Genomic DNA, 14,878 nt, shown 5'->3' on the forward strand with positions numbered 1-14,878 from the left:
CGGCCCCGGACGGTGTACTCGTCCGGGGCCGCTCCTCGCTCGTGTCCGCTGTCCGTGGGTCGTGTCTCAGATGCGGACCTGGACGGCGCGTGCCAGCCGGTCGTGGAGGCCGCGGCTGTCGCGGTCCCAGACGAGGGCCGGGATCACCAGGAGGAGGAGCACGCTCCGCAGGACGACCCGCACGACGCCGAGCCGTCCGCCGTCCTCGGCGATGACCCGCAGGCCCAGGATCCGCTTGCCCGGGGTGGAACCCACGGTTGTGACCGTCAGGAGGCTCATGACGAGGAAGACGGCGAGCGCCCAGTTGCCGGCCGCCTGCTGGTCACCGCGAGCGAGCAGCCCGTATGCGATGACCATGCACAGGGCCCAGTCGATGAAGAGTGCCCCGAAGCGCCGGCCGAGCGGGGCGACGGACCCCGGGCCCTCCTGGGGCAGACCGAGGCGTTCGCCCCGGTAACCGAAGTCGGCGCCCATCTGCTCGGCGGCCGCGCGCGGCCCCGAGAGCCACGATCCGATTGCTTGCCTGTTGTCCACCCGTCCACGGTACTGCGCCCACGTTTGCACCTGGCCGGGCGGGGCACGGAACACGTCGCTGAGGTGCCGCCCGCAACCGGGCTGGTTAACTTGTGCGAAACAAATGGGTCATGCTGGAGAAATGCCGTCTGCCTATGGTCGGTCCAGCGTGTGCCACCGCACTGGCCGCACAGACGAGCTGCAACCCCGCCCTTTCCCGGGTCGGGAGTAGGAGGAGTTGGATGTTCCAGAACGCCGACGAAGTCCAGAAGTACATCGCCGACAACGACGTCAAGTTCGTCGACGTCCGGTTCTGCGACCTGCCGGGTGTGATGCAGCACTTCACGATCCCGGCAGCGACCTTCGACCCGGCCGAGGAACTGGCTTTCGACGGCTCGTCGATCCGCGGCTTCCAGGCCATCCACGAGTCGGACATGGCGCTCCGCGCGGACCTGTCCACGGCCCGTGTCGACCCGTTCCGCCGCGACAAGACGGTGAACGTCAACTTCTTCATCCACGACCCGATCACCGGCGAGCAGTACAGCCGTGACCCGCGGAACGTGGCCAAGAAGGCCGAGGCCTACCTCGCCTCGACCGGCATCGCCGACACCGCGTACTTCGGTCCCGAGGCCGAGTTCTACGTCTTCGACAACGTCCGCTTCCAGACGTCGGCGAACGAGAGCTTCTACCACATCGACTCCGAGGCCGGCGCCTGGAACACCGGTGCGGTCGAGAACAACCGGGGTTACAAGGTCCGCTACAAGGGCGGCTACTTCCCGACCCCGCCGGTCGACCACTTCGCCGACCTGCGCGCCGAGATCTCCATGGAGCTGGACAAGAACGGCCTCCAGGTCGAGCGCCAGCACCACGAGGTCGGCACCGCCGGCCAGGCCGAGATCAACTACAAGTTCAACACGCTGCTCGCCGCGGCCGACGACCTGATGCTCTTCAAGTACATCGTGAAGAACGTCGCGTGGCGCAACGGCAAGACCGCGACCTTCATGCCGAAGCCGATCTTCGGTGACAACGGCTCGGGCATGCACGTCCACCAGTCCCTGTGGTCCGGCGGCTCCCCGCTGTTCTACGACGAGCAGGGCTACGCGGGCCTCTCGGACATGGCGCGCTACTACATCGGCGGCATCCTGAAGCACGCCCCGTCGCTGCTGGCGTTCACCAACCCGACGGTGAACTCCTACCACCGCCTGGTCCCGGGCTTCGAGGCCCCGGTCAACATGGTGTACTCGCAGCGCAACCGCTCCGCCGCGATGCGTATCCCGATCACGGGCTCCAACCCGAAGGCCAAGCGCGTCGAGTTCCGTGCCCCCGACCCGTCCTCGAACCCGTACCTGGCGTTCTCGGCCCTCCTGATGGCCGGCCTGGACGGCGTCAAGAACAAGATCGAGCCCCCGGAGCCGATCGACAAGGACCTCTACGAGCTGGCTCCCGAGGAGCACGCGGGCGTCCAGCAGGTCCCGACCTCGCTCCCGGCGGTCCTCGACGCGCTCGAGGCCGACCACGAGTACCTCCAGGCCGGCGGCGTCTTCACGCCCGACCTGATCGAGACGTGGATCGACTACAAGCGCACCCACGAGATCGCCCCGATCCAGCTGCGCCCGCACCCGCACGAGTTCGAGCTGTACTTCGACCTCTAGGGATCACGAGTTCACAGCACGCCGAAGGCCGCCGTCCCGTTCGGGGCGTCGGCCTTCGGCGTGCCCGGGGGCTGCGGGTCGCTCGGTCAGTCCGCGAGCAGTCCGCGCAGTTCGGCGACGGCCTCGCGGAGGTGTTCCGCGAAGGCGTGCATCTGGTCCGCCACCGCGCGCGGGGTGCTCAGGTAGAGGTTGAAGCGGTCCGGCAGCAGGACGTAGGCGACGCCGATGCACTTGCTGCTCGTCGAGCCGAAGCCGAAGTACTGGATGTTCTCGGACGGGGCCGAGCTGGTGCTCAGGTAGTCGTCCCGCATGGTGAGCCAGCCCGGGGAGCGGTAGAGGGCGGGCTGTTCGGTGATGCCGAGCGCGGTGCCGCGGCGGCGCTGGATGAGCTCCAGCTCCCAGAGGTGCTGCTCGGGGGCCTGACCCGTCTGGCATTCCTTCGCGCGGGTCACATGGGCGGACGCGGCGGCCCGGAAGGCGGCGCGGCGCGTATCGCGGTCGGCGGCGGGATCGTCCATCGCCGCGACGAAGGCGGGCATCTCGGGGGTGATGACGCGCATCGCCTCGGTACGTCCGTGGCGGTACTGGCGGGTGGCGATGGACTCGTAGGTGGCGCCCAGGTGGCCCTTGGCCCGCTGGTGGGCCAGCTGGTAGGCGGCCTGGACGAAGGCGTCCGGGGACACTCCGAGCGCCTTGGCCGCCGAGCTGCCGAAATCGCCGAACGACACGGTGCGGGTGGCGGTGTCGTTCCCGTACGCGGCGAACGCCTCGGCGGCAGAGCGCACCTGCGCCTGGAGGGACGCGTCCAGGCCGAAGGCCAGCGGTCGCGGCACCGGCACGCCCTGGGCACGCGCCCCGGAGCGGAGGGAGTGCTCGTCGGGCGGGGTGCCGAGCAGGGCGTCGGTGAAGCTGAGGACGGTCGTCCCGTCCAGCTCGCAGTGCTCGACGTTGATGCCGGCCCGGCCGTCGGCGTAGACGACGAAGGAGACGGCCTTGTCGAACCAGCGGTTGCCGCGGTCCCCGTGGAGCAGTTCGTCGCAGGCGGCCTGGGTGTCCTCGGGTGCGAAGTCCTCCAGGCAGACGCAGAAGAGGGCGGTCTCGATGTCGTCCAGTGTCCGGGCGTTGGCGGGGTGGCCGTCGACGAGGGACGCGCGGGCGGCCGCCCACTCCGCCCTCGCCATGGTGGTGAGGTGTCCCGCCCGGTCCTCCTCCGCCGTGTGGACGTCTGCCTTGGTGACGGCGCGCAGCCCGGCCTCGATCTCGTCGAGACGGTGCGGGACACCGTCCGGGCCGAGCACGTCGAGCCGGAACATGGTGCCCCGGAAGAACACCACGATGTGCCGGGCCGTGGACGGTCCGGGCGCCTGCTCGCTGTACGGGGCGCGCACCGTGTCCAGCGGCACACCGGGAATGCGGGTCGTGGAGAAGAGGTACGCGTTCTGCACCATCGACTGGGGTACGCCGCGCTGCTCGACCGGCGCGATCAGCCCCTCGTCGAGCTGCCGCTTGTAGTGCAGCGCGCCCGCGACGAGGCCGGCCGCCCGTTCGAGCTGTCCCTGACCGGTGTCCTGGAACAGGAAGAAGAAGTTGGCGTTGAGCGCGATCCGGTCCCGGCGGCCGAGGTAGCGGTACGGCCAGAAGGTGTCGAGCCAGCTGTGCACACCCTCCGTCGCGTCGTACTCCTCCAGTGCCTCGTGCAGGGTCCGGCCGGGGCCGCCGGGCCGCAGGAAGGCGGTGACCTCGGCCTCCGTCGCCGCCAGCTCCTCTGCGTTCAGCAGTGGCGCGCACCAGGCGAGGAACCTCTCGCAGCTGGCTTCGAGCGTGGGCAGCGGCACGCGCGGGAGGCCGCCCTCACGGGCGAAGGTCGCGTCGGATGCTGCTTCCTGGCTGACGTTCAATGCGGCTCTCTTCTCGGTGAGTGGGGATGGGAGGGGCTACCTGTGCTGCGGCCTGGAGAGATAGAGCTGAGCGTAGAGCCAGCCGTCCTCCTCGAGGCCGCACGCGTCCACGCCGGCTGCGGCCAGGCTGTCCAGGACGCCCCGCTGTTCCTGCGGGCCCGCGAACCGCCGCTGTTTGAAGACCTCGTCGACCCGGGCCGTCCGGTAGCCCAGCTCGGCCAGGGCTGCCTCGACGGGCTCGAAGGGGAACATCCGCAGCACGAAGTGCGCCATCCAGGGGAGGTGGCCGTCCTGTGCGCGGACGACGCGTGTGAGGGTGCGTTCGGTGACGTAGCCGATGCATCCCGTGGAGATCACCAGGTCCGTCCCGGCGAGCAGGTCCCGCTGCGCGGGGGTGGGGTCGTCCGACTCCAGGTCCGCGTTGACGGTGTCGTCGAGGAATCCGGCCTCGTGCGCGTAGGCCAGTGCGCCGGTGGAGGCGTCCAGGCCGGTGAAGCGGAGTCCGTGCGCGGGGCTTCGGGAGCGGGAGAGGTCCTGGTCGCGTGCCAGCAGTCCGGCACGGGAGGCGGGGCCGGTGCCGTCGTAGCGCGCGTACAGCTCGTCCATGGTGAGGTCGTACTTCAGCAGGGCGGCGTTGATCCCGTAGGAGCAGCCGATGTCCAGCACGCGCGGGAGCGGGACCTGTTCGGTCTCCCGGTACTCCTTGATGAGCTTCTCGAAGTAGGGCTTGGCCAGTTGGGGGACGCGGTAGCCGAGCGGGCGGAGCACCTGGAAGTACGTGCGCGGGTCTGGCGCGGTGTAGATGTGGTCCAGCGAGACTTTTCCGGACGCGTCGAGACGCAAGGGGGCTGCTCCTTGGTGGGTGGCGTGCGGTGCGGGATCTGTCTGCGCGGGGCCGTCGTCAGTCCAGCAGCCGGTCGCTCCGTACGGCCCGTCCTTCGGCGGCCAGGTGTTCGGGCAGGACACGTCCGAAGAGCTGCCGGGTCCGTGCCACGCTCCCGATGACACCGGGGCGCTCGCTGTAGGCGAAGATCGCACAGTGTCGTGCGACGTCGCCCTGGACGGGACTGACGCGGTGCAGCGAGTAGCGGCCCTTGAACAGCTGGAGGTCGCCCGGCCGGAGTGGCAGCCGGTCGCCCCGGGTCCTGCCGTCCAGTACGTCGCGGACGTCGTCGAAGCGCTCGTCCTCGGCGGACCTGATGTTCGGGCAGTACTCGAACTCACCACCCGCCGCAGCCTGTTGGGTGAGCATGCTGACGGTGTACTCGTTGGTGTCGAAGTGCCAGGGGTGTTCCATGCCGGGACGTACGACGTTGAGCACGAGCCCGGACAGCGGGTCGGCGAGCTCGTGCAGGTGCGGCAGTCCGAAGCATTCGGCGACGAGCCGCTGGAACAGCGTGTGCCCGTAGAGCCGGGCGATCAGGGCCCCCCGGGGGATGCGGTCGCGTGCGACGAACGCGTTGCCGCGCTGGAGGGTGCGGCGGCCGGGGTGGTTCTCGGGGAGGTCCGCGTCCACGGGGATGTTGTAGACGTTGACCGTCTCGACGTCGTAGTACGCCTGGGGCGCGAGGGCGGCGCATTCCTCGCGCAGCGTCCTGTGGAGCGACGGGCGGACGAAGTCCGGCAGTACGGTGCAGCCGACCGTGGCGAGTTCGTGTCTCGCACGTGCCACCACCGACCGGACTTCGGCGCTTCCGGGGTCCGACAAGGGGTAGCGGTCCGTGTCGACCACCTGGTCGAGCGTGATGGCTTGCAGAGTGCTCATACGACCCTCTCCACGCGCACGTCGGTAACTCAACTGACGAGTAACAGAGTTGAAGTTCCCACAGCGCCGCTGTGTTGTCTGTGACTCGTCACACTTCCGGACCGCTCGGGCAGTGGTCAGGGCCGTTTCCGGCCGTGTCCGGTCAGTCCAGGTCGATGACGGGACGTGCGTTGAAGTCCTCGAACATGTCCTCCCCCTCGGGACCTTCGAGGAATTCGGCGGTGGAGGGATTGCGGTTGGCGGTGGCCAGCGGCAGCCATTCGAGCAGCGTGCCGTAGCCGCCGCAGGCCGCCTCTCCCCCGTCACCGCCGTATACGGAGCCCGGATCGGAGGTCATCTCGGCGCTGCCGTAGACGTCGAAGCCGAGGTGCAGTCCGAAGGCGTTCGGCAGGCGGTGGGGGCCCTGCCCGTCGCCGTAGGGGGACACGTCGGCCGGGAAGGCGTCGCCCCAGCGGAACAGCGTGCGGGCGCCGGCTCCGCAGGCGTGCTCCCACTCGTCGGGGCGAGGCAGGCGCAGACCGTCCACGGCGAGCACCTCCGCGACCAGCGCGGGTACTTCGGGGAGCTTTCTGGGCTCCACCGCCATCAGTACTGCGGGCAGGACGACCGTACGCGGCGGGGTCATCACCCGCGCGAGATGTGCGCGCGGGTCCGTCTCGAAGCCGAAGCCGCCCGCGAGGCTCTCCTCACGGTAGGAGACGAGCTGCTCGGGCAGCGGCTGCCAGGCGTCGACGTCGAAGCCGACGGTCACCTCGCCCCCGGGGACCAGGGTGTACAGCTCACCGCTCCGCTCGATGACCGCATTGTGACCGACACCGCCGGGGTGCGGGGAGGTGTCCAACCGCAGGAGGCGGCCGCCCGCCCGCCGGGCGGCTTCCTCGGCGTGGCGCCCGGCGGCGGCCGTGTCCAGGGTCCGCCAGCGGGCGAGGGTCAGGTCGGCGAGAGACATGGCGTGCAGTCTCGCAGGCGTCGCCGGCACCCCGAGTGGGAGGGCCGTGCGGTGGCGGACCCGGCCGGGCGGACCGACTCCGGGTGCTATGAGCCGGCCTCAGCACCCGCGGATCGCACGGTCCGGGTCCGCCACAAGGTGACGGGGACGGCGAAGGACGTGTCCATCACCTACAGCACCTGTCGCGGCGGCGAAGTGTCGACGAGCCAGGTGACCTCGAAGCGTCTGCCGTGGACGAAGGACGTGGACACCAAGGGCTTCGCACGAGGCGGCACCCTGGTCGTCGTGCTCGGGGAGTCGGGCGGCAAGGTGGTGTGCTCGGTGACGGTGGACGACGACGCGTCTCGCACGTCCACGGCGTCCGGGGCGTTCGCCACTGCGACCTGCAGCGGCTTCTGAGTCCGAGGCCGTCGCCGGACGGGGCTGAGAGGCCGTACCCGTGCCCCGGAGTTCCCCGGGGCACGGGCGGTCGTGTCAGCGGCCGTGGCGGATCAGTGCGCGGACCATGCGGCAGGTGGTGTCGGACGGCGGGTGGATGGCGAGGCGGTCCGCCGTCGCACGGATACGGCGGTTGTCGGCGCTCGACGGCTGGTACACGCCGGTGTCGAGCAGGGCGATCGCCAGGCGCATGGCCTTCAGGCGGCGGTTGTGGGAGACGTACCACTCGCGGGGCCGGCCCGCGGGGAGCGGCTTCTTCCGCAGCGGCTTGTGGAGCGGCTCGGTCGTGACTGTGGCAACGGCCATCGGCAACCTCCTGGCACGGTGGTGGAACCCTCACGAACTCCCCCTATTCTACTGCCCATCACTGACAATCGCCCCTGGCCAGAGGCTATTTCGAGGTTCCCTCCCGGTACTCTGGGCCACATGGAGATCTGGATCAATCCCGCCTGTTCCAAGTGCCGCAGCGCGGTGAGCCTGCTCGACGCCGAGGGCGCCGACTACACCGTCCGCCGTTACCTGGAGGACGTGCCGTCCCCCGAGGAGATCCGGGCCGTACTCGACCGCCTCGGGCTGGAGCCGTGGGACATCACCCGCACCCAGGAGGCGGAGGCAGCGGAACTCGGGGTCGAGGGCTGGCCGAAGGACGCCGGTTCGCGCGAGCGGTGGATCACGGCGTTGGCGGAACACCCGAAGCTGATCCAGCGGCCGATCATCACCGCGCAGGACGGTTCGGCGGTGGTGGCCAGGTCGGACGAGGCCGTACGGGACGCTCTGGGGCGCTGAGCGAGGGCTCGGACCGAGCCTGATCCGGCTCCGCACGCACCGGGCGAGCGCGCCGGTCCCGCTCAGGAGCCGGGCCGCTCGGCCTTCTTCCGCCGGCGCCGTGCGCCGCTTGCGGAGGTCGGCTGACGGCTCCGGCTCGCCCTGCCCGCGGCGGTCCGTGCCCTCTCCTCGGGGCCCGTCCTCCACCCGGGGCCGATCCGGAGCATTGTCCCGAACGGCATCGCCGGTACCGGAAGGGCCGCGACGCCGAGACCGACGGCGGCGGCCCCGCCCGGCAGGAGGCCGAAGTCGTAGTCGCGGGACACCCTGTTCGACACCGCGCCCCGTCCTTTCCCCGCTCCGGTCGTCGACACCCCCTGCCGGCTGTTCAGGGGCTGCCCGGGGTGACGGCGTGCGGGTCAGGCTCGCCCCAGCTCGGCCTCGGCCCGCGCGAGCACCTCCGTGAGCCTGAGCCCGAACCGTACGTCGCAGGGGTGCGCCACCCCTGTGCGGGCGGCCTCGGACAGCGCGTCCACGGCCGCCCGGAACGCGCCGAGCGCGTCGCCGCCTCCCTCCGGGAGGGCGGACACCCCCGTCTCGCCCCGGAACTCGACCTCGGTGCCCGCCGCGCCCGCGGGAGCGTCCAGGGCCAGCGTCACCGTGCTCGACGCCCCCGAGGTGTGCCGGAGCAGCAGATGGACGGCGTCGGCGGGCCCGCGGGCCGCGACCACCTCCGTCACGTCCCCCAGGACGGGGATCAGGACCGAGAGCGCGTGCGGGCCCACGTCCCACAGGCCCCCCTTCTCGCGGCGCCAGGGCGAGGCGGCGAACTCGTTGTCCGTTCCCGGGGCGAAGAGTGCGCCGATCCACGCCGCGCGGGCTGTGAACCAACCGCCCGACGCGGCCTGTTCGGCGATCCACGGGGCCGTGCCTCGGGCGAACCGCAGGGTGCAGAAGACCACGGAGGCGACCCCGGCCCGCTCGGCCGCGTCGGCGACCCCGCGCGCCGCCGCCACGGTGGTGGCGACCGGTTTGTCCAGCAGCAGGTGCCGTCCCGCGCCGGCGGCCCGGGCGGCCAGGGGCGCCTGGACGTCCGGAGGGACGGCGAAGGCCACCGCGTCGCTCGTGGCCAGGAGCGCGTCGAAACCCGCCTCACCGGTGTGCGCCTCGGTGCCGTGGGCGGCGGCGAGCGCCTCGGCCGCCTCGGCACGGCGGCCCCAGACACCGCTGAGTACGACCCCGGGGTGGGCGGCGAGGGCGGGGGCGTGGGTCCGGCGTGCCCAGGGGCCTGCCCCGACGAGGCCGATGCGCAGCGGCAGGGCGGAGGAGTCGTGTGTGGTCATGCCGCCAGTCTGCCCGGCCGCAGGGACGGCAACGGCCGGGAGGCGGGGCGGCCCCGGGACGGCTCGGGCCGGAACGCATCCGGTGCGCCGCAGGGTGAGACGCCCCGGAGCGGTGGGGACCTGCCGTGCGACATCCTCGGGAAACCTCGGTAACACCGGGTTCACATTCGGGCAACGGTCGGGAAATCGCGTCTTGCGAAGCTGCGCACCACAGACCGCAGCACCCGCAAAGGATGGCGTCCGTGACGTTCAAGGCTGAGTACATCTGGATCGACGGCACCGAGCCGACCGCCAAGCTTCGCTCCAAGACGAAGATCATGGCCGGCAGCCCCTCGCAGCGCGCGGCGGATCTGCCCATCTGGGGCTTCGACGGTTCGAGCACCAACCAGGCCGAGGGCCACGCGTCCGACCGGGTCCTCAAGCCGGTCTTCGCGTGTCCGGACCCGATCCGCGGCGGTGACGACATCCTCGTCCTGTGCGAGGTCTTCAACATCGACATGACTCCGCACGAGTCCAACACCCGTGCCTCGCTGCGCCCGGTCGCCGAGCAGTTCGCGGGCCAGGAGCCGATCTTCGGCATCGAGCAGGAGTACACGTTCTTCGACGGGCACCGTCCGCTCGGCTTCCCCGAGGGGGGCTTCCCCGCCGCGCAGGGCGGTTACTACTGCGGTGTGGGCTCCGACGAGATCTTCGGCCGTGACATCGTCGAGAAGCACCTGGACAACTGCCTCGCGGCGGGCCTCGCCATCTCCGGCATCAACGCCGAGGTCATGCCCGGCCAGTGGGAGTTCCAGGTCGGCCCGGTCTCGCCGCTGGAGGTCTCCGACCACCTGTGGATCGCCCGCTGGCTGCTCTACCGCACCGCCGAGGACTTCAACGTCTCCGCGACCCTGGACCCGAAGCCGGTCAAGGGCGACTGGAACGGCGCGGGCGCGCACACCAATTTCTCGACGAAGGCGATGCGCGAGGGCTACGAGGCGATCATCACCGCGGCCGAGTCGCTCGGCGAGGGCTCGAAGCCGATGGACCACGTCAAGAACTACGGCGCGGGCATCGACGACCGGCTGACCGGCCTGCACGAGACCGCCCCGTGGAACGAGTACAGCTACGGGGTCTCCGACCGCGGCGCCTCGGTCCGCATCCCGTGGCAGGTCGAGCAGGACCGGAAGGGCTACATCGAGGACCGCCGTCCGAACGCCAACGTCGACCCGTACGTGGTCACGCGGCTGATCGTCGACACCTGCTGCACCGCGCTGGAGAAGGCCGGCCAGGTCTGATCCGTCACCGGCTCGGCACGAAGGGGCGTCCGCGTGCGGGCGCCCCTTCGGCGTGCCCGGCCGTTCGGGAGCGTCCAGGACCGGCGGTACGGAAGGCGGCCGTGAGGAACCAGACACAGCGGTCCGTATCGACGGGTGAGAGAACCCTGCTGCACGGCTCCGATCTCTGCTTCAATGGGGGCATGGCCAGCTTCCAGTGCACCGCGTCGGGTCGCAGCGACCTCGAGCCGTTCTGGCCCTCCCGTCAGCACCATGACTTCGACCGGGTGTGTTGCCGCGCGTGGAACGCGCAGGCCCTCTAAAGCCGCCTCACCCCGGCCTTCGGCCCGCGCGTACGACGTACGTCCTCGACGACTCCTCGCGCGAAAGAGCTGACCCCTCATGGCGAACACCCGTACCCTCTCCACCGCGTCCGCGTCCGCAGCGGTTTCCGCCGCGGACGCCGCCTCGCCCCGCAGCGCCCTGTCCCCCAACCGCCACCGGCTGCGTGCCGTCGACCGTGACGAGGTCGTCGAACTCGCGGACGTGGCCGGCTTCCTGCCGCCGGGCGCCACCTGGCTTCCCGCACCCCAGCACACGCTGCCCGCTCTGCCGGGCCGTCCGCCGATGGTCGGTTACCTGGTCCTCGTGCCCGCCGACCAGCAGCCGGCACCGGCGGGGGCCGTCGCGTCCGCCCAGCACCGCGCGTTCGTGCCGGAGCCCGTGGCCGACGCCCCGGTGAGCGGCCCCGTGCGGATCGACTCCACCCGGCGCACCGCCGCCGTGGACGGTGCCGCCCTCGACCTCACCTACCTCGAGTTCGAGCTGCTGGCCCACCTGGTGGCGCACCCGCACCGGGTGCACACCCGCGATCAGCTGGTGACGACGGTCTGGGGTTACGGGCACGTGGGCGACGGGCGCACCGTCGACGTCCATGTGGCCCGGCTCCGCCGCAAGCTGGGCGCCGAACACCGCCGGTCGATCCAGACCGTGCGGCGCGTGGGTTACAAGTACGCGCCCTGATCGCACCGCACACAGCAGGCACCGGGTCCGGATCCGGTGCCTCCTGGCGTTGCCGGGGGGTGGTGTCAGGTACACCCCCGTCGGGTGGCGGAACGGCTGACCACGGCCCTCGTGCACGGGAGAGACTGGGTTCCGAACGGGATCCGACGTGGGGCCCGGTGAGGGGAGACACCATCATGAGATCGGCCGAGAGCCGGGTACGGACCGCGCTGCGGAGCGGTGGACGGGCGTTCGTCCTCTCCTTCGAGGCCCTCGCGGGCTCGGCCGTCCTCTTCATCCTGTCGCTGCTCTCCTTCACCCTCATCCTTCTGGGCGTGGGTCTGGTCACCACACCGTGGCTCACGCAGGCGGTGCGCAAGCACGCCAACCGGCGCCGGCTGCTCGCGGTCCAGTGGTCGGACGTCCGCATCCCGGTCCCCTACCGGCCGTTCCCGAAGGACGTGCGCGACGGCTTCACCGGTCAGGTCGAGCGCACCACACTGATCCTGAAGGACCCGGCGACCTGGCGGGACCTGCGGTGGCTGCTGCTCGACATGACCGCCGGCTTCGTGCTGCTGGTCTTCTGCTGGGCGCTGCTGGTCTATCCGGTGGAGGGGCTCGTCCTGGCGGCGGGGCTGTGGCGGGTGTTCGAGGACAGCACGTACTGGTACGCGTTCGTGCCGGTCGACAGCCAGCTGACGGGGCTGGCCGCGGCGGCCCTCGGTGTCGTCCTCTTCCATGTGGGTGTGCGGGCGAGCCGGCCCCTGCTGCGGCTGCACTTCGTGCTCGCCCGGTCGGCGCTGGCGCCCGCCCCGGAGGAACTCGCGCAGCGCATCGACCGGCTCACCGAGACCCGGCACGAGGCCGTGGACACGGCGGCCTCCGAACTGCGCCGCATCGAGCGGGACCTGCACGACGGCGCGCAGGCCCGGCTGGTCGCCATGGGCATGAACCTCGGCACCATCGAGGCGCTCATCGAGAAGGACCCGGCGCAGGCGAAGAAGCTGCTGGCGATGACGCGTACGTCCTCCGCCGAAGCGCTGACCGAACTGCGTGACCTCGTACGGGGCATCCACCCGCCGGTGCTCGCCGAGCGCGGGCTGGGGGACGCGGTGAAGGCGCTGGCGCTGCGGCTCCCGATCACCTCGGAGGTGACCGTGGAACTGCCCGGCCGCGCCGAGGCCCCGGTCGAGTCGGCGGCGTACTTCGCCGTCAGCGAGTCCCTGACGAACGTGGTGAAGCACGCGGGCGCGGACCGCATGTGGGTGGACGTGCACCACGCCGAGGGGATGCTGCGGATCTCGGTCACGGACAACGGCAAGGGCGGCGCGTCGATCGGCGCGGGCTCGGGGCTCAGCGGAATCGAACGGCGGCTGGGTACATTCGACGGCGTACTGGCCGTCAGCAGCCCTGCGGGCGGCCCCACCATGGTGACCATGGAGATCCCTTGCGCGTTGTCCTAGCCGAAGATCTCTTCCTGCTCCGTGACGGCCTCGTGCGGATGCTGGAAGCCTACGATTTCGAGATCGCGGCGGCAGTCGAGAGCGGACCCGAACTGACGAAGGCCCTGGCGGAGTTGAAGCCGGACGTCGCCGTCGTCGACGTCCGGCTCCCGCCGTCCCACACGGACGAGGGCCTCCAGTGCGCACTGACCGCCCGCCGCGACCGGCCGGGCTTGCCGGTCCTCGTCCTGTCGCAGCACGTCGAGCAGCTGTACGCCCGGGAGCTGCTGGCAGACGGCAACGGCGGCATCGGCTACCTGCTGAAGGACCGGGTGTTCGACGCCGACCAGTTCATCGACGCGGTGCGCCGGGTGGCGGCGGGCGGCACGGCGATGGATCCGCAGGTCATCTCGCAGCTGCTGTCGCGGCGGTCGGTGGACGAGCCGATGGGTGCTCTGACGCCCCGGGAGCGTGAGGTCATGGAGCTGATGGCGCAGGGCCGTTCGAACGGGGCGATCGCCGCGCAGATGGTGGTCACGGAGCGGGCGGTGGCCAAACACACCTCGAACATCTTCAGCAAGCTCGGCCTGCCCGTGTCGGACGACGACAACCGCCGGGTGCTCGCGGTCCTCGCCTACCTCGACCGGGGCTGACCGCACGCCCGCCGCCCGGGCCGGGAGCGCGTCCCCCGGCCCGGGACCCTCAGCCGGCGAACCAGCGCTCGGCGTCCAGTCGGAACGCGGCTGCGGGCGCCATCCTCCTGAGGTCCGCCTCCATCGCCCCGACCCGCTCGGCCCCCAGTTCCGCGACCCATTCGGCGCGGAGCCGGTCGAAGCCCTCGGCGGACCTGGCCAGCATGTCGACGCCTCGCGCGGTGAGCCTGACCAGCTTGCGCCGCCCGTCCTCGGGGTCGTCGACGCGTTCCACGTACCCGAGGCCCTCCAGTTTGTCGACCGTCTTCCCCGCCGCCTGCTTGGAAACCCCCAGCCGTCGGCCGATCTCACTGGCGCTCGCCCCGTCCCGCCCGACCGCCTGGAGTGCGAAGCCGTAGGCCGGGCGTACGTCCTGGTGGCCGTGGGCGGCAAGGTCGCGGTGCATGGCGTCGATGATCGACCGGAAGCCCGCGAACAGCAGCAGCGGCAGCTCGAATCCCGCCACCTCGGCGCCGTTCCTCGCCTCAGCCATTGCGCACCTCGACAACCTGGTTTACCTTTTCGACAATCACGTTGTCGAGTCTATCGCGAGGGGACCCACCATGTCCGCAACGTACTTCCCCGACCACACCCCTGACTCCGCGCCGCCCGACGCCCGCCGCACCATGGAGGCCACGGCCAGGAAGCAAGGCGGTCGGCTGCCGTCGGCCGTGGCCCGGATGGCCACGTCACCGGAGACGCTGGAGGGCTTCCTCCGGGCGAGCGCCACCTTCGAGTCGAGCACCCTGGACCCGCTGTCGCGCGAGGTCGTCGTCATGACGATGGCCACCCGCAACGAGTGCCACGTCTGCGTGGAGATGCACACGCCGAGACTCAGGTCACTGGGCGCCTCACCGGAGCTCGTCGCGGCGCTGCGGACCCACGAGGAGCAGCCGCTCCCGGACGAACGGCTGGAGGGCGTCCGCAGGTTCACGCTCGCCGCCCTGGAATCGGCCGGCGCGGTCGGCGACGACCGGCTCCGGGACTTCCTGTCGCTGGGCTACACCGCACGCAACGCCCTGGAGGTGGTCCTCGGCATCGGCGTCTACACGATCTCGACGCTGGCCAACCGGATGACCGGGGCACCCGTGGGCGCCGTACCTGCCTGAGCCTTCGGCGCCCGGACGAATTCCCGGGCGTTCCGAACGGGCGGGGCCCGCGTT

The 14,878-nt window shown here is 71.1% G+C and carries 17 protein-coding genes; 8 read left to right on the plus strand and 9 right to left on the minus strand.

Annotated elements, in window-relative coordinates; genetic code table 11:
• Positions 1 to 66 precede the first annotated feature (66 nt).
• The gene (locus tag JOC24_RS09600) at positions 67 to 534 is read right to left on the minus strand and encodes an RDD family protein (protein WP_205019706.1); all 468 of its coding nucleotides are present in this window, start codon (positions 532 to 534) and stop codon (positions 67 to 69) included.
• Positions 535 to 755: 221 nt separating this feature from the next.
• On the opposite strand from JOC24_RS09600, the gene glnA reads away from it, so the two are divergent.
• Positions 756 to 2,165: a type I glutamate--ammonia ligase gene (gene glnA, locus JOC24_RS09605; RefSeq protein WP_205019707.1), complete on the plus strand. Its 1,410-nt coding sequence runs from the start codon at positions 756 to 758 to the stop codon at positions 2,163 to 2,165.
• 86 nt (positions 2,166 to 2,251) lie between these two features.
• Here glnA and JOC24_RS09610 read toward each other — a convergent pair whose 3' ends face one another.
• The 4 genes from JOC24_RS09610 to JOC24_RS09625 form a co-directional block, all read right to left on the minus strand.
• On the minus strand, positions 2,252 to 4,063 hold the full coding sequence (locus tag JOC24_RS09610; protein ID WP_205019708.1) for a choline/carnitine O-acyltransferase: 1,812 nt from the start codon (positions 4,061 to 4,063) through the stop codon (positions 2,252 to 2,254).
• 36 nt (positions 4,064 to 4,099) lie between these two features.
• The gene (locus JOC24_RS09615) at positions 4,100 to 4,906 is read right to left on the minus strand and encodes a class I SAM-dependent methyltransferase (RefSeq protein ID WP_205019709.1); all 807 of its coding nucleotides are present in this window, start codon (positions 4,904 to 4,906) and stop codon (positions 4,100 to 4,102) included.
• A 58-nt stretch (positions 4,907 to 4,964) separates the two neighbouring features.
• Positions 4,965 to 5,828: a HalD/BesD family halogenase gene (locus tag JOC24_RS09620; protein ID WP_205019710.1), complete on the minus strand. Its 864-nt coding sequence runs from the start codon at positions 5,826 to 5,828 to the stop codon at positions 4,965 to 4,967.
• 142 nt (positions 5,829 to 5,970) lie between these two features.
• Complete coding sequence (locus JOC24_RS09625; RefSeq protein WP_205019711.1) at positions 5,971 to 6,777, minus strand: hypothetical protein; 807 nt, start codon at positions 6,775 to 6,777, stop codon at positions 5,971 to 5,973.
• A gap of 159 nt (positions 6,778 to 6,936) precedes the next feature.
• Here JOC24_RS09625 and JOC24_RS09630 point away from each other — a divergent pair, with 159 nt between their 5' ends.
• Positions 6,937 to 7,176 carry a hypothetical protein gene (locus JOC24_RS09630; protein WP_205019712.1) on the plus strand — a complete coding sequence of 80 codons (240 nt, stop codon included), beginning with the start codon at positions 6,937 to 6,939 and terminating at the stop codon, positions 7,174 to 7,176.
• A gap of 75 nt (positions 7,177 to 7,251) precedes the next feature.
• Here the strand turns inward: JOC24_RS09630 and JOC24_RS09635 are convergent, their stop codons facing one another.
• Positions 7,252 to 7,521, minus strand: a complete 270-nt coding sequence (locus JOC24_RS09635; RefSeq protein ID WP_205019713.1) for a hypothetical protein — start codon at positions 7,519 to 7,521, stop codon at positions 7,252 to 7,254.
• 120 nt (positions 7,522 to 7,641) lie between these two features.
• Between JOC24_RS09635 and JOC24_RS09640 the strand changes: the two genes are divergently transcribed.
• Positions 7,642 to 8,001: an arsenate reductase family protein gene (locus tag JOC24_RS09640; protein ID WP_205019714.1), complete on the plus strand. Its 360-nt coding sequence runs from the start codon at positions 7,642 to 7,644 to the stop codon at positions 7,999 to 8,001.
• 62 nt (positions 8,002 to 8,063) lie between these two features.
• Here the strand turns inward: JOC24_RS09640 and JOC24_RS09645 are convergent, their stop codons facing one another.
• Positions 8,064 to 8,318, minus strand: a complete 255-nt coding sequence (locus JOC24_RS09645) for a hypothetical protein (RefSeq protein WP_205019715.1) — start codon at positions 8,316 to 8,318, stop codon at positions 8,064 to 8,066.
• 81 nt (positions 8,319 to 8,399) lie between these two features.
• The gene (locus tag JOC24_RS09650) at positions 8,400 to 9,323 is read right to left on the minus strand and encodes a Gfo/Idh/MocA family protein (RefSeq protein ID WP_205019716.1); all 924 of its coding nucleotides are present in this window, start codon (positions 9,321 to 9,323) and stop codon (positions 8,400 to 8,402) included.
• Between the two features lie 242 nt (positions 9,324 to 9,565).
• Here JOC24_RS09650 and glnII point away from each other — a divergent pair, with 242 nt between their 5' ends.
• The 4 genes from glnII (at position 9,566) to JOC24_RS09670 (ending at position 13,676) form a co-directional block, all read left to right on the plus strand.
• Positions 9,566 to 10,600 carry a glutamine synthetase gene (gene glnII / locus JOC24_RS09655; protein ID WP_205019717.1) on the plus strand — a complete coding sequence of 345 codons (1,035 nt, stop codon included), beginning with the start codon at positions 9,566 to 9,568 and terminating at the stop codon, positions 10,598 to 10,600.
• A 381-nt stretch (positions 10,601 to 10,981) separates the two neighbouring features.
• The gene (locus JOC24_RS09660; protein ID WP_205019718.1) at positions 10,982 to 11,602 is read left to right on the plus strand and encodes a winged helix-turn-helix domain-containing protein; all 621 of its coding nucleotides are present in this window, start codon (positions 10,982 to 10,984) and stop codon (positions 11,600 to 11,602) included.
• Between the two features lie 176 nt (positions 11,603 to 11,778).
• Positions 11,779 to 13,044: a sensor histidine kinase gene (locus JOC24_RS09665; RefSeq protein ID WP_205019719.1), complete on the plus strand. Its 1,266-nt coding sequence runs from the start codon at positions 11,779 to 11,781 to the stop codon at positions 13,042 to 13,044.
• Positions 13,029 to 13,676 (plus strand): LuxR C-terminal-related transcriptional regulator, encoded by a 648-nt coding sequence (locus tag JOC24_RS09670; RefSeq protein WP_205019720.1) that lies wholly within the window; start codon positions 13,029 to 13,031, stop codon positions 13,674 to 13,676. The genes JOC24_RS09665 and JOC24_RS09670 overlap by 16 nt, the downstream gene beginning before the upstream one ends.
• 49 nt (positions 13,677 to 13,725) lie before the next feature.
• On the opposite strand, the gene JOC24_RS09675 is transcribed toward JOC24_RS09670, so the two are convergent.
• On the minus strand, positions 13,726 to 14,208 hold the full coding sequence (locus JOC24_RS09675; RefSeq protein ID WP_205019721.1) for a MarR family winged helix-turn-helix transcriptional regulator: 483 nt from the start codon (positions 14,206 to 14,208) through the stop codon (positions 13,726 to 13,728).
• Positions 14,209 to 14,278: 70 nt separating this feature from the next.
• Here JOC24_RS09675 and JOC24_RS09680 point away from each other — a divergent pair, with 70 nt between their 5' ends.
• A complete protein-coding gene (locus JOC24_RS09680; protein WP_205019722.1) occupies positions 14,279 to 14,824 on the plus strand; it encodes a carboxymuconolactone decarboxylase family protein in 546 nt (181 codons plus the stop codon).
• The last annotated feature ends 54 nt before the right edge of the window (positions 14,825 to 14,878 follow it).

Source organism: Streptomyces sp. HB132, from assembly GCF_016909575.1.
Taxonomy (GTDB): Bacteria; Actinomycetota; Actinomycetes; order Streptomycetales; family Streptomycetaceae; genus Streptomyces.

Bases quoted from the DNA above. Each gene is read 5' to 3' on its own strand.
- JOC24_RS09640 (WP_205019714.1), top strand. From the start codon at position 7,642: ATGGAGATCTGGATCAATCCCGCCTGTTCCAAGTGCCGCAGCGCGGTG.
- JOC24_RS09680 (WP_205019722.1), top strand. From the start codon at position 14,279: ATGTCCGCAACGTACTTCCCCGACCACACCCCTGACTCCGCGCCGCCC.
- JOC24_RS09675 (WP_205019721.1), bottom strand. From the start codon at position 14,208: ATGGCTGAGGCGAGGAACGGCGCCGAGGTGGCGGGATTCGAGCTGCCG.
- JOC24_RS09620 (WP_205019710.1), bottom strand. From the start codon at position 5,828: ATGAGCACTCTGCAAGCCATCACGCTCGACCAGGTGGTCGACACGGAC.
- JOC24_RS09635 (WP_205019713.1), bottom strand. From the start codon at position 7,521: ATGGCCGTTGCCACAGTCACGACCGAGCCGCTCCACAAGCCGCTGCGG.
- glnA (WP_205019707.1), top strand. From the start codon at position 756: ATGTTCCAGAACGCCGACGAAGTCCAGAAGTACATCGCCGACAACGAC.
- JOC24_RS09625 (WP_205019711.1), bottom strand. From the start codon at position 6,777: ATGTCTCTCGCCGACCTGACCCTCGCCCGCTGGCGGACCCTGGACACG.
- JOC24_RS09665 (WP_205019719.1), top strand. From the start codon at position 11,779: ATGAGATCGGCCGAGAGCCGGGTACGGACCGCGCTGCGGAGCGGTGGA.
- JOC24_RS09660 (WP_205019718.1), top strand. From the start codon at position 10,982: ATGGCGAACACCCGTACCCTCTCCACCGCGTCCGCGTCCGCAGCGGTT.
- JOC24_RS09650 (WP_205019716.1), bottom strand. From the start codon at position 9,323: ATGACCACACACGACTCCTCCGCCCTGCCGCTGCGCATCGGCCTCGTC.